Source organism: Janthinobacterium sp. SUN118, assembly GCF_030397695.1.
Classification (GTDB): Bacteria; Pseudomonadota; Gammaproteobacteria; order Burkholderiales; family Burkholderiaceae_D; genus Janthinobacterium.
The window spans coordinates 801,525-814,597 of sequence record NZ_JAPUBV010000001.1 but is presented as its reverse complement, the minus strand read 5'-3'; the positions used below and the strand labels follow the sequence as shown (position 1 = coordinate 814,597).

Below are 13,073 nucleotides of genomic sequence, written 5' to 3'. Positions count from 1 at the left end.
TCTCGCAACGGACTGTCAGGCATAGAAAACTGTGCCGCCACCTTGGCAGGCGGCGGCTACATGGCATGGGGCTTACTTTCTTTTTTGCGCCCGCTGCATCACGTCCGTGGCGTACTCGTTGGCTTCGTCGAGCGCGCTCTGCACGTCGCCGCGCGTGCCCGTAAACACCTCCTCCAGCACGACGCCGAGGTTGTCGCCGATGTCCGGCCACTCGGGGCTGGGCCAGATGGTGACGCGCGAAACGGGCGTGGTGTCCGTCAGGCCGGCCTGGATCTGCGGCTTGACGTGCTTGCGGAAGTACTCGCTGGCGATGGTGCTGCTGCGGTTGTAATCGCTGAAGACGTTGTCCTTCAGGCGCGCCTGCTCCTGTTCCTTGCCCGTGGCCCAGGCGATGAACTTGCCGGCCGCCTGGCGCGTGCATTCATCCTTCGCGCCCGTGGCGGAAATGGCCAGGCCGTGGCCGTAGGCGGCCGACGCCAGCGGCGCGGGCGGGCGCACATAGCCGACCTTGTCGACCACCGAGGATTTTTTCGGGTCTTCCATCCAGTCGGCGAACGGCGTCGACTCGATCATGAAGGCCACCTTGCCCGACCTGAACGCTTCGAGCGCATTGCTCCAGTCGTAGGTGGCGCCGCCCGGCGGCGAATACTTGAACAGGTCGCGGTACAGGGTGGTGGCCTTCACGGCCTGCGGTGAATTGAAGGTCGGCACGCCATTGCTTTCCCACTTGCCGCCGGCGGCCAGCATGAACGGCGCCCAGCGCCAGACATTCATGCCCGAGCCGCGCTGGCCCCGCGCCGCCCAGCCGTAGACATTCGGCGGGCTATTCAGTTTTTTCACGGCGGCGACCAGCTCGTCGAGCGTCTTCGGCACGGCGATGCCGGCCTTTTCCAGCAGGTCGCGGCGGTAGAACAGGAAGTCGCTGCCGCCGATCAGGGGGGCGAAATACGCCACGCCCTTGTACGAGGCGACGGCGCGGCGGCCAGGCAGGAAGTCGTCGTAATCGGCATCCTTGGGCAGGTATTTGAGCAGGGGCACGACCCAGCCGGCCGTGGCGAATTCGGCCACGTTGGCTTCGTCGATGTAATAGATCTGGTAGGAACCGGCCTTGGTGGAGGCGTCGAGGCGGGCCTTGGAGCGGCGGTCGTTTTCGCCGAAATAGCTGATCTGCACCTTGGTGCCGTTTTTCTTTTCATACTCGGCGAGGGTCTTTTCCATCACGGTCAGGCCCAGGCTTTTTTGCGCCAGCACCTTGAGCACCGGCACCGAGCAGCTTTGCGCCGATGCCGCCGACATCGACACGCAGGCGGCGGACATGACGCCGCCCCATGCAATAGCAGTAACGATTTTCATCACGAGTCTCCATTTTTATAGTCCGGCGGTCTTCCACCGGTATGCCAACTATAAAAACAAAGGCTGCGCGCCACCACTACAAAAGGCGCGGCTTTCTAAATACTTTTTTTCACTTTGTGTTGCACTTCGCCGATACGCATTTGCCGCCTCAATCCTGGCGAAAATCCCTGCGGTAGACATTCGTCTCCTTGGCCGCAGGCGGCAGGCGCGTAAAACGCTCGAAGCGCAAGCCCAGTTTGTTGAGCAGCCTGATCGATGCCTGGTTCTGCAGCGACGTGATGCCGAACAGGGTGCGGATGCGCAGCACGTGCTGCGCATGCTGCACGATGGCGGCGGCCGCCTCGTAGGCATAGCCCTGGCCCCAGTAGGCGGGGCGCACGGCATAGCCGATATCGGGGCCGGGCAGGCTGTCGCGCCGTACCAGGCCTGCCATGCCGACGGGCGCGCCATCGCTACGGCGCTCGAGGATGTACAGGGAATAGCCCAGCTCACGCTGTTGCGCCATCGGGCCCGTTTCCAGCGCCGCGCGGGCCGCCTCCAGCGTGTGGATGTTACGCTGGCCGATATTGGCGATCCACGACGGATCGTTGACCAGCTCCATGTAAAAGGCCGCATCGTCCAGGGTGGCGGTGCGCAGGCGCAGACGGGGCGTCTCGATGACCGTCATCGACTCTGTCATGGCGCCGCTCATGCCGGCCACTGCATCGGGTCGGTCAGCAGCTGGTACATCACGTAGGCGTCGACATAGCCGAGCTGCGCGTGGCGGTAGGCCAGCGGCAGGGTGGCGACCACGGTAAAGCCCAGCTTTTTCCACAGGGTGACGGCGGCCAGGTTGGTGCTGACGACGAAGTTGAACTGCATCGCCAGGTAGCCGGCGCGGCGCGCTTCCTCCATGCAGTGCACGCCCAGCATGCGGCCCACGCCCACGCCCTGCGCGGCCGGATCGACCATGAACGAGGCATTGGCCACGTGCGCGCCATGGCCCGGCTGGTTCGCCACCAGCTTGTACATGCCCAGCAGGCGCTCGCTGCCCATCACGGCGACGAAGCTTTGCACGCCGGGGCCGAACCAGTAGGCGTGGCACTCTTCGCGCGAGGTGTCGGCGGGGAAGGAATAAGTGTCGCCGCCGGCCACCAGCGTCTGGAAGATCGGCCACATGGCGTCGAAGTCGGATTCCCGGGCGGGACGGATGTCAATTTCTTTCAAGGTGCGGCTCCAGCAGCAAAAGTGTGCAACGATTGTCGGGGATTTGCGCTGGGCCGTCCAGTGGCACGCGCATCCATGGGTCAGCGCCCCAGGCGGAAGTTCACGCTGTCCGGGCGGCCCGGCAGGTGCAGGCGCGACGCCGCGCGCGGCGCTTCGCTGAGCACCTTGCCGCGGCGTAGCACCAGGCGCCGCGCCGCGCGCAGGCGCAACGCTTCCACCGTGGAGCCGCAGTCGAGGATCACCAGGTCCGCATGGCAGCCGGGCGCGATGCCGTAGCCGTCCAGGCCGAGGATGGCGGCCGGCGTCTCGGTGACGGCCAGGAAGCAGTCGTGCATGGCTTGCTGGCCCGTCATCTGCGCCACGTGCAGCCCCATGTGCGCCACTTCCAGCATGTCGCCCGAACCGAGGCTGTACCACGGGTCCATCACGCAGTCGTGGCCAAAGGCGACGGGGATGCCGGCGGCCAGCATCTCGGGCACGCGCGTCATGCCGCGCCGCTTCGGATAGGTGTCGTGGCGCGCCTGCAGGGTGATGTTGATGAGGGGATTGGCAATGGCCGCCACGCCCGCCTCGCGGATCAGCGGCAGGAGTTTGCTCACATAATAATTGTCCATCGAGTGCATGGATGTCAGGTGCGAGCCCGTCACCCTGCCCTGCATGCCGAGGCGCTGGCTGTGGAAGGCCAGGGTCTCGATATGCCGCGACAGCGGGTCGTCCGACTCGTCGCAATGCATGTCCACCATCAGCCCCCGTTCGCAGGCAAATTCGCACAGCAACCGCACGGATTCCGCGCCGTCGGCCATCGTGCGCTCGAAATGGGGGATGCCGCCCACCACGTCGACGCCCATGGCGATCGCGCGTTTCAGGTTGTCGAAGGCGCCCGCGCTGCGCAGGATGCCGTCCTGCGGGAAGGCCACCAGCTGCAAGTCCAGGTAGGGCGCCACCTGGCGCCTGACGTCGAGCAGCGCTTCCACGGCCAGCAGGCGCGGGTCGCAGATATCCACGTGCGAGCGGATGGCCAGCAAGCCGCGCGCCACGGCCCAGTCGCAATACTGGAGGGCGCGTTCGACCAGTGCGTCCTGCGTCAGCTGCGGTTTCAGCTCGCCCCAGACGGCGATGCCTTCGAGCAGGGTGCCGGACGCGTTGACGCGCGGCAAGCCGTAGCTGAGCGTGGCGTCCATGTGAAAGTGGGCGTCGACGAATGGCGGCGTGACCAGGTCGCCTTCGGCGTCGATTTCCTGCGCCCCTTGCACGGGCAAGGCAGGGCCGACGGCGGCGATGCGCCCGTCCTCGATGGCGATATCGATGGCGCGGCGCCCGTCGGGCAGGCTGGCATTGCGGATCACTAGGTCCATGCGGACACTCCTTTGGTAGGCGACTTGGAACAAGGGCATCATTGCCATTGCATCTACTTTCGCGCGGATGCTGCAGTGCAAAAATATAGCGACTGGCAAAAACATAGCCATAGAATCGCGGTGGGCACCTTGCGCAAGCGCAAATGTGCAGCATACAGTGACAGGCTGATGAATCCTGCACGCCCATGGCAACCGGTAAGATAAAAATAACTTTCAACCAACTCGAATCACCGCTAGAATATTCATATTGCGTTGCATCAAAATCAGCCTATGATCAGCTATTCAGCACGCTACATACTTTACAAAACGCGGCCAACTCTGGTTTTCGGGATTTTGCAGAGCGTTTTGCCAGCATTTTAATCCGTATAAAGGAGTAAATATGTTTCCAATTCCTGAACAATTTTCCAGCGCCGCCAAATCGCAACTGGAAAGCCAGTTGCAGATTTTCAGCACCATCACCAGCAAAGTCTTTGAAAGCGCCGAGAAAATCATCGCGCTGAACCTGAACGCGGGCAAGGCCGCCATGTCGCACACGGCGGAAACGGCGCAGCACCTGCTGGAAACGCAGGATCCGCGCGACTTCTTCAGCTACAGCAGCAGCCAGGCCCAGCCGAATATCGAAAGCGTGCTGGCCTACAGCCGCCAGCTGTTCGGCATCGCCTCGAGCACGCAGGCGGAATTGCTGGCTTCGGCCAAGGCCCGCCTCGATGAAGCCGCCCCTGCTCCCGTGACGGCCAAGCCCGCGCTGGCCGTCGTCGCGCCCGCGTCCAAGCCGGCTGCCGTGCCTGCACCTGTGCCAGCGCCAGCAGCGGCCGCGGCGCCCGTCGTCGCCCAGCCTGCACCGGCCAAGCCCGTCGAAGTGACCAAGCCGGTCGCCAAGGCCGCCCCGACTGCAGCACCGGCACCAGCACCGGCAGCCAAGGCCGCCGACAAGCCTGCCGCGAAAGCCGTGGAAGCGAAACCGGTCGCCAAGCCTGAAGCCGTCAAGCCAGCCCCTGCACCCGCTGCGGCGCCCGCAAAAACCGCCGCTGCGCCCGCAGTGGCCAAGCCGGCAGCCAAGCCGCTTCCACCCAGCAAACCAGCCGCCAAGCCGGCCAGCGCCGCCAGCAAGACCGTGACCAAGGCGGCCGTGAAGCCCGCCCACGCGCCGGCAGCCAAGCCTGCCGCCAAGGGCACGCCGTCGAAACAGCTCGACATGCTCGGCGGCGGCAAAGGCAGCGGCCGCAAGTAAGCATCGCGCAGGACGGCAGGCAACACCACAACGGGCTACGGCCCGTTTTTTGCGTGCCCGTCCGCAGCGCATTTTTCCGCCGTGTTGTATCCTACGCGTACTTTCCGTCCGCGTGCCCGTCCTTCCGCCCCGCGACACCCCATTACTGCAAAACAAAAGGTAACCATGAGTTTATCGAGGCTCATCGCCGGCTTCGTGCGTCAGCATTGGCCGGCGTATGCCGCCGCCGCCGTCATGCTGACGGGCGTGGCAACACTGACCGTCTGGATACCGCGCCGCGTGGGCGCCATCATCGACGCGCTGGCCGCGCACCGCATGACGGCTGCCGAACTGTGGCTCGAGCTGCTGACCCTGCTCGCCGTCGGCGTCGTCATCTACTTCCTGCGCGTGGGCTGGCGCATCACCCTGTTCAAGGCCGCCTACCAGCTGGGCGTGATGCTGCGCACGCGCTTCTACACGCGCATGTCGCAGCAGGGCGCGTCGTTTTACCAGAACCAGCGCACGGGCGACCTGATGGCGCTGGCGACCAACGATATCGACGCCATCGAAATGGCCGCCGGCGAAGCCATGCTGGCCGGCTTCGACGGCACCCTGACCCTGCTGATGGTGCTGGGCATCATGCTGCTGGGCGTGGACTGGCGCCTGGCCTGCATCGCCCTCTTGCCGTTCCCGCTGATGGGACTGGCCTTCTGGCGCATTTCCAGCCATATCCACACGGCGTCGACGGATTCGCTGAAACGCTTTTCCGCGCTGAACGACCATGTGCAGGAATCGCTGTCGGGCGTGCGCACCCTGCGCGCGCTGGGCCTGGAAGAGCGCAGCAGCAAGCAGTTCTCCACCCTGGCCGGCCACGCGGCGAACGCCAGCCTGACGGCGCAACGCTGGGAAGCGGCATATGAACCGGCCGTCGGCCTGACCCTGACGGCCGCCACGGCGCTGACCCTGGGCCTGGGCGGCTATCTGGTATGGCAAGACCAGCTGACCATCGGCGCGCTGACGAGCTTTTCCATGTATCTGGGACAGCTGATCTGGCCCATGTTCGCCGCCGGCTGGGTGCTCTCCCTGATCGAACGGGGCCGCGCCGCCTGGCAGCGGCTGCAGCCGATGCTGGACGCGCCGCTGGCCATCGACGACCATGGCACGATTGATACGCTGACGCCCGGTCCCCTGCAATTGCAGGACATCGGCTTTGCGTATGCGGGCCAGACGGCGCCGGCGCTGTCCGGCATCTCGCTGCGCCTGCTGCCGGGCCAGACCCTGGGTTTGGTCGGTCCGACCGGCAGCGGCAAGTCGACCCTGCTGCGCGTGCTGCTGCGCCAGGTCACGCCGCAATCGGGCACGGCCACATGGAACGGCCAGGCGCTCGACGCCTACACCCTGCATGCGCTGCGCGCGGCCATCAGCTGGGTGCCGCAGGAATCGTTCCTGTTCTCCGCCACCATCGCCGACAACATCGCGCTGGCCCGCCCCGGCGCCACGCGCGAGGAAGTGGAGCGGGCGGCGCAGCTGGCCGACATCCATGCCGATATTTTGCAATTCCCCGATGGCTATGCCACCCACGTGGGCGAAAAGGGCATCACCCTGTCCGGCGGCCAGCGCCAGCGCGTGGCGATTGCCCGCGCCCTGCTGGCCGACAATGGCCTGCTGCTGCTCGACGATGCCCTCTCCGCCGTCGACACGGGCACGGAAACGCGCATCCTGCAGCACCTGGAAGAACTGCGCCGCAAGCGCCCCGAGCGCAGCGCCATCATCGCCAGCCACCGCCTGAGCGCCGTCGTCAACGCGGACCTGATCCTCGTCCTGCGCGATGGCCACGTCACGGAAACGGGCAACCACGACGCGCTGATGCAGCGCGATGGCTGGTACGCCAGCCAGTGGCGCTATCAACAACTGGAGGCCAGCCTCGATGCCATCTAAGACCGACCAAGCCAGCACCGCCACGCAATCCGTGCGCCGCCAGGCCATGCAGGCGATCGGCCTGCTGCGCCGCGCCGCCGCGCCCGACATCGGCCACTTGAACTGGGCCACGTTCTGGCTGATCATCGCCGCCGCCCTCGAAGTGACGGGCCCCATTTTGGGCAAGGCCCTGATCGACCAGCACTTGCTGCCGCGCCACCTGGACTGGACGCGCATGGCATTGCTGCTGGGCGGCTGCCTGCTGACGGGCTGGGTCGCTTCCGGCCTGCGCTATCTGCAGCTGGTGCGCCTGTCCGGCCTGGCCATGCGTTCCGTGCAGCGCCTGCGCGAAACCGTCTACCAGCACGTGCTGCGCCTGCCCATGGCCTTCTTCGACCGCGCCATCACGGGCCAGCTGGTGAGCCGCGTCACCAACGACACGGAAGCGGTGAAATCGCTGTACGTGCAGGTGCTGTTCGTCATCCTCGACAGCACCATCGTCCTGGTCGGCACGATGGCCGCCATGGCCTTCCTCGACTGGCGCTTGATGCTGATCGTGCTGGCCCTGCTGCCAGCCGTGCTGGTCATCGTCTTCCTGTACCAGCGCTGGAGCGCGCCGGCCGTCACGCGCGCGCGCGCCCTGCGCAGCGAAATCAACGGGCAGATCGCCGAATCGATCGGCGGCATGAGCGTGCTGCAGGCGAATAACGCGGAAAAGCGCTTCGGCGCGCGCTTCACGGGCATCAACCAGGACCACTACACGGCGCGCATGCAGGAATTGCGCGCCAACGCCTGGCTGCTGCGCCCCGCGCTCGACATGCTCAATATCGTGCTGCTGGCCGTCGTCATCTTCAGCTTCGGCCGCCGCGAAATGGGCGCCGTGGAAGTGGGCGTGCTGTATGCGTTCATCAGCTACATCGCGCGCGTGATCGAGCCGCTGATCCAGATCACCATGCAGTTCAGCCAGCTGCAGCAGTCGGTGGTGGCGACGGCGCGCGTCTCGGCCCTGCTCGACGAAACGCAGGCGCTCGAACACGCGCCGAAGCAGGCAACACCGGCCCTGCGGCATGCGGCGGCCGGCATCGACACGCCCGCCGTCGACATTTCGCGCCTGACGTTTGCCTACGTGGAAAACCAGCCCGTGCTGCACGACCTGTCGCTGCAGATTCCGCAGGGCGCCTTCTTCGGCATCGTCGGCCACACGGGCAGCGGCAAGTCGACCCTGCTGTCCCTGCTGCTGCGCTTTTATCCCGTCACGCAGGGCAGCATCGCCATCAACGGCGCCGCCCTCGACAGCATCGACAACGAGCACTTCCGCGCCGACGTGGGCCTGGTGCCGCAAGACCCGTTCCTGCTGGCCGCCTCGGCGCGCGAAAACATCGACATGGGCCGCGGCTACACGCAGGCGCAGATCGAGACGGCCGCGCGCGCCGCGCATGCGCACGACTTCATCGCGGCGCTGGAGCACGGCTACGACACGCCGCTGGGCGAAGGCGGCTCGCGCCTGTCGTCGGGACAGAAGCAGCTGATCGCCATCGCCCGCGCGCTGGCCGGCCAGCCGCGCATCCTGCTGCTCGACGAAGCGACGTCGCGCATCGATAGCCAGACGGAGCAGATCGTGCAACTGGCCCTCAACGAATTGCGCGGCAAGGTGACCATCATCGCCATCGCCCACCGCCTGTCGACCATCCGCGACGCCGACACCATCATCGTGCTCAATCATGGCCGCATCACGGAGTCGGGGCCGCACGACAGCCTGATGCAGATCGAAGGCGGCCTGTACCAGCGCCTGTACCTGCTGCAGCAGCTGGCGCAGTAATGCTGTTTTGTCAATGCCGGGAGTGTGCACTTTCGCAAATTTCTGCAAGCCGCGTGATATTTCTTGATTGCAACAGAATATAATCTTTGCAGACAAGTGTGTCATTGCGGGGGCGGGAAGTTGGCAGGCAGAGAGAAACGGGCATCATGGCGGAAGGCGCATTGGCTGCTGGCACTGGCATGCCTGCTGCCGCCCGCCGCCGGCGCCCAGGACGAGCTGCTGCAGCGCATCGACGCCGTGCGCGAGGATGGCCGCTTCGTGCCGGATCGCGCCCTGCTGCGCCTGCAGGAAGTGGAAACGCAGGCACGCAGCGCGCCCCTGGCGGTGCGCGCCGAATTCCTCACCCAGCTGAGCACCGTGCGCATGCGCCTGGGGCAGAACGATATCGCCATGCAGCTGGCCGAGGAATTGATCGCCTACGCCCGCCAGCACAATAACGACGTGGCGCTGGCCAAAGGCATGCTGTGCAAGGCCTACATCACGTTCGCCATGAACGAGCGCCGCGCCTCGCACCTACTGGCCTTCGAGGCGGAAAAGATCGCCAACCGCACGGACGACTTGCCCGTGCGCGTGCAGGCGACCATCAGCGCGGGCCAGTCGTGGGCCGAGGAAGGCAATTTCCCGTCCGCGCTGGCCAAGCTGCAGGCGGCCGTCGACCTGGCGCGCCAGAGCGATTCGCCGTCCAGCCTGGCCGCCGCCCTGAACGCCCTCACCCTGCTGTACACGCAGATGCGCGAATACGACAAGGGCTTCCAGGTGCTCGACGAATTGTTGGCCGTCTCCGGCACGCTGGAATCGCCGGGCCGCATGGCGCAGGCGAAGAACACGGAATACGGCCTGGCGCTCGATGCGCAGCAGCCGCAGCGGGGCCAGCGCGCGCTGCTGGCGGCGCTGGCCCTCGAACGCAAGCTGGGCGCCCGCGGCATGGTGGCGACCACCCTCGTCAACCTGTCGGACAGCTATCTGAAGGAAGGCGACTATCCGCAAACCCTGCGCTACGCGAACGAGGCCATCACGGCGGCCCGCCTGATCAACAATGAGCAGGTGGAGGCGACGGCGCGCCTGAACATCGGCCAGGCGCTGATCGGCCAGGGGCGTTTACAGGAAGGCAAGCAAAGCGTGGCCACGGGCCTCGAATACTACGAGCGCACGGCCAACCAGCCGGACATGCAGGCCGTGCTGCTCGAATACGGCCAGGCGCTGGAAAAGGCGGGCGACATGCGCGGCGCCGTCACGGCCTACCACCGCGAACGGGGCATTTCCAACCAGCTGTTCGAGAAACAGCGGCAAAAGGCCGTGTACGAGCTGCAGGAAAAATATGAGATGGAAAAGAAGCAGCGCCAGATCGAGCTGCTGAGCCGCGAAAACCAGATCAAGAGCGCCGAACTCGACAACCGCCGCCTGCAGCAGCGCGTGTGGTGGCTGCTGGCACTGGTGCTGGCCATGGCTTCCGTCATCGTCGGCATGCTGTACCGCAAGGTACGCCATGCGAACGTGCAGCTGAAGGTGAAGAACCAGGAACTCAAGCGGCAAAGTTCGCGCGACCCGCTGACGGCCCTGTACAACCGCCGGCATTTCCAGGAATTCATGCGCAACCACGCGGGCAAGCCGCTGCAAACGTACGCGGGAAGCGACGTGGTCGGTGCGCTGTTCCTGCTCGACGTCGACCATTTCAAGCATATCAATGACCGCTACGGCCATGCGGCAGGCGACCTGGTGCTGACCAGCATCGCCGAAACCCTGCACGAGGTGTTGCGCGAAACGGACATGATCGTGCGCTGGGGCGGCGAGGAATTCCTTGCCTTCCTGCCCGCCGTCGCGCGCGATGGACTCGACGATATCGCGCGGCGCATCCTCAATGGCGTGGCCGCGCAAAGGATCGAATACCAGGGTCAGGCGATCGGCGTGCACGTTTCCGTCGGTTTCGCGCCGTATCCGCTGTCGCCGCTGGGCCAGCCCCTGAGCTGGGAGCGCAGCGTCAACCTGATCGACATGGCGCTGTACCTGGCCAAGGCGCACGGACGCAACCGGGCGTATGGCTTGCGCGGCTTCCGGCACGTGGAACGCACGACGCTCGAGGCGGTGGAACAAGACCTGGAACGGGCGTGGCGCGACGGCTATGTCGACCTGAGCGTGGTATTGGGTACAAAGGAAGAGAAGGGCAGCGCCATGGCGGCGGCCCCGGCTGCGGACGACGCCCCGGGTGCCTGCGGTACGGCGGCGGCCGGCTGAGCGGCCGCCACGGTCACTGGCTGCAAGCGGCCAGGCCGGCGTAAGCGGCCTGTGCCAGATGAGCAGCGATTACTTGTGTGCGGCGTCCTGGATCTTTTCGCCGGCTTTTTCCACCTTCTGGCCGACGGCATCGGCCGCTTCGGTCATTTTCTTGTCGGCGTCAGCGGCGACCTGGTCGATCTTCGCGCCCGTGTCGGAAGCGGCCTGGCTCACGGCGGCATCGGCCTTGGCGGCGGCGGCCTTGATGTCGGCTTCAGCCTTGGCTGCGGCGGCATCGATCTTCTGGCCCGCTTGCTCTGCAGGACCGGCGGCGACATCTTCCTTCTTCTGGCAGGCGGCCAGCGCAACGACCATCATCCCGGCGGCGCACAGGGTCATCCAATTTTTGCTTACTTTCATGATATTCCCTTTCATTGTTATCAAAAGACACAGATCAGTCCGCAATATACACCTGGATAAAATTTTCGAGCGTTCGCTAACGCACATAAAAACACGGATTTGTAGCGTATTTGTAAGCAATGGTATCTTGATATCTTTTCGCCATCCTGTCAGTGTCTGGCGTGGGCCAGCTGGTCGCTATCGGTCAGGGTGTGCAGGAAGGCGATCACGTCGGCGATCTCGCGTTCATTCAGGGCCGGCGCCTGGCCCGGCTGGCGGTCGAACGGTGCTTCCCGATTCACGTTCGCTTCCAGGCCCGGCGGCAGATCGTCGTATTTATGCACCTTGCCGTTCCTGTCTTGCGGATACCATTTCTGCGGCGCCGTGTCGCGCTGCACGTAAAAGCGCAGCACCTGCTCGAGGCTGGTAAAACTGCCGTTATGGAAGAACACCTGGCGCAGCGCCACGTTGCGCAGCGACGGCGTCTTGAAGCTGCCGCAATATTCCTTGTGCTGCGTCAAATCGGTGCGGTCCGGGCCGCACAATCCCAGGTCGAAGAACGCCGGGTCCGCATTGGCCGGCAACCGGCCGTTGCGCGGCACGCCGAGATTGATCAAGCCGTAGTCGGTAAATTGCGGAAAGACGCCGCCGGGGCTGACCTGGCTGATGTGGCACGAGGCGCAATTGCCCTTGTTTTCAGCATTGAACAGGGCCAGGCCGCGCGCCTCCTGCGGGCTCAAAACGGCTTGCTTGCGCAGCACGGCGTCGTACTTGCTCGTGTACGGATAGAAGTCGGCCGGACTTTCCTGGAACACTTCCAGCGACATCAGCGCCCAGCGCAGCGCCTGGCCCGGCTGCGCGAAGATATCGTCGCCATACGTGCGGCGAAATTGCGCGGCCAGGGGACCGGCCCGTAACCTGGCCACCACGGCCGCCGCGTCGCGGTTGCCCATCTCGCGCGGCGACAGCAGGGGCGCCAGCGCCTGTTCATGGCCGGACTGGGCGCGGCCATCCCAGTTGCGCCCTCCAGTCGGCCCCGCGTCCACGCTGTCGTCGCCGTCATCGTCGTGGAAATGCTCGGTAAAGGCCGGCGCGTTCTGGATATAGCGCAAGGATGGCGCCGCGCGCGTGCCCGCATCCTTGAGCTCCGGGCCGCCGAGCTGCACGGCCAGGCCGTTCGGCGGGCCGTAGGCGTGTTCGGGACTGTGACAGCTGGCGCAGGCCAGCTTGCCCGAGACGGACAGGCTGGGCTCAAAGAACATGGCGCGCCCCATGGCCGTCATTTCCTGTACCGAAGGCTGGCGTTTCAGCGTCGGCGCGTAGGCGCCCGCCAGGTAGGCAGGTGCAGCAGCGGCCTGGGTTTCTGTCGGCGGCGCAGGCTGGCAGGCGGCCAGCAGGCAGATGGCGCTGGCCGCCGCCAGCAGCAGGGAAGGATTCGGTTTCAACATGGGGTGGCAGCGTAGCAACGGCATGTGACAGCTGCGTGACAAGACCCTGCGAAAAGTAATGTATCAAGTCCGTACATTACGTCATGTAACAGCGCCTGACATGTCACGCAGCTGACATATTGCCTGCCTAGCATGCGACGTTTTCCACCCACGAG

10 protein-coding genes are annotated in these 13,073 nt (G+C 65.3%); 4 read left to right on the top strand and 6 right to left on the bottom strand.

The features are described from left to right. Positions 1–72: 72 nt before the first annotated feature. From O0880_RS03710 to O0880_RS03695, 4 genes are all read right to left on the bottom strand, one after another. Complete coding sequence (locus tag O0880_RS03710) at positions 73–1,317, bottom strand: sugar ABC transporter substrate-binding protein (RefSeq protein WP_289887284.1); 1,245 nt, start codon at positions 1,315–1,317, stop codon at positions 73–75. Between the two features lie 184 nt (positions 1,318–1,501). Continuing rightward, entirely contained in the window at positions 1,502–2,032 is a 531-nt protein-coding gene (locus O0880_RS03705; RefSeq protein WP_289885142.1) for a GNAT family N-acetyltransferase, read from the bottom strand. Positions 2,033–2,040: 8 nt separating this feature from the next. Further along, a complete protein-coding gene (locus tag O0880_RS03700) occupies positions 2,041–2,559 on the bottom strand; it encodes an N-acetyltransferase (RefSeq protein ID WP_071322236.1) in 519 nt (172 codons plus the stop codon). An 80-nt stretch (positions 2,560–2,639) separates the two neighbouring features. Beyond that, a complete protein-coding gene (locus tag O0880_RS03695; protein WP_071322235.1) occupies positions 2,640–3,914 on the bottom strand; it encodes an amidohydrolase family protein in 1,275 nt (424 codons plus the stop codon). A gap of 379 nt (positions 3,915–4,293) precedes the next feature. Here O0880_RS03695 and O0880_RS03690 point away from each other — a divergent pair, with 379 nt between their 5' ends. The 4 genes from O0880_RS03690 to O0880_RS03675 all read left to right on the top strand — a co-directional run bounded on the left by O0880_RS03690 (position 4,294) and on the right by O0880_RS03675 (position 11,092). Further along, positions 4,294–5,145: a phasin family protein gene (locus O0880_RS03690; RefSeq protein WP_289885141.1), complete on the top strand. Its 852-nt coding sequence runs from the start codon at positions 4,294–4,296 to the stop codon at positions 5,143–5,145. 165 nt (positions 5,146–5,310) lie between these two features. Then, positions 5,311–7,062, top strand: coding sequence for an ABC transporter transmembrane domain-containing protein (locus O0880_RS03685; RefSeq protein WP_071322233.1), 1,752 nt, complete (start codon positions 5,311–5,313; stop codon positions 7,060–7,062). Beyond that, positions 7,052–8,860 carry an ABC transporter transmembrane domain-containing protein gene (locus O0880_RS03680; RefSeq protein WP_289885140.1) on the top strand — a complete coding sequence of 603 codons (1,809 nt, stop codon included), beginning with the start codon at positions 7,052–7,054 and terminating at the stop codon, positions 8,858–8,860. The genes O0880_RS03685 and O0880_RS03680 overlap by 11 nt, the downstream gene beginning before the upstream one ends. 120 nt (positions 8,861–8,980) lie before the next feature. Next, on the top strand, positions 8,981–11,092 hold the full coding sequence (locus O0880_RS03675) for a tetratricopeptide repeat-containing diguanylate cyclase (RefSeq protein ID WP_354669879.1): 2,112 nt from the start codon (positions 8,981–8,983) through the stop codon (positions 11,090–11,092). Positions 11,093–11,161: 69 nt separating this feature from the next. Here the strand turns inward: O0880_RS03675 and O0880_RS03670 are convergent, their stop codons facing one another. Both O0880_RS03670 and O0880_RS03665 read right to left on the bottom strand, forming a co-directional pair. Then, the gene (locus O0880_RS03670; RefSeq protein ID WP_071322231.1) at positions 11,162–11,491 is read right to left on the bottom strand and encodes a hypothetical protein; all 330 of its coding nucleotides are present in this window, start codon (positions 11,489–11,491) and stop codon (positions 11,162–11,164) included. A 149-nt stretch (positions 11,492–11,640) separates the two neighbouring features. Then, the gene (locus tag O0880_RS03665; protein ID WP_289885137.1) at positions 11,641–12,942 is read right to left on the bottom strand and encodes a cytochrome c peroxidase; all 1,302 of its coding nucleotides are present in this window, start codon (positions 12,940–12,942) and stop codon (positions 11,641–11,643) included. Between the last annotated feature and the right edge of the window lie 131 nt (positions 12,943–13,073).

Coding starts and splice junctions, on each gene's coding strand:
- O0880_RS03685 (WP_071322233.1), top strand. CDS start 5,311: ATGAGTTTATCGAGGCTCATCGCCGGCTTCGTGCGTCAGCATTGGCCG.
- O0880_RS03690 (WP_289885141.1), top strand. CDS start 4,294: ATGTTTCCAATTCCTGAACAATTTTCCAGCGCCGCCAAATCGCAACTG.
- O0880_RS03705 (WP_289885142.1), bottom strand. CDS start 2,032: ATGACAGAGTCGATGACGGTCATCGAGACGCCCCGTCTGCGCCTGCGC.
- O0880_RS03710 (WP_289887284.1), bottom strand. CDS start 1,317: ATGTCCGCCGCCTGCGTGTCGATGTCGGCGGCATCGGCGCAAAGCTGC.
- O0880_RS03695 (WP_071322235.1), bottom strand. CDS start 3,914: ATGGACCTAGTGATCCGCAATGCCAGCCTGCCCGACGGGCGCCGCGCC.
- O0880_RS03680 (WP_289885140.1), top strand. CDS start 7,052: ATGCCATCTAAGACCGACCAAGCCAGCACCGCCACGCAATCCGTGCGC.
- O0880_RS03670 (WP_071322231.1), bottom strand. CDS start 11,491: ATGAAAGTAAGCAAAAATTGGATGACCCTGTGCGCCGCCGGGATGATG.
- O0880_RS03665 (WP_289885137.1), bottom strand. CDS start 12,942: ATGCCGTTGCTACGCTGCCACCCCATGTTGAAACCGAATCCTTCCCTG.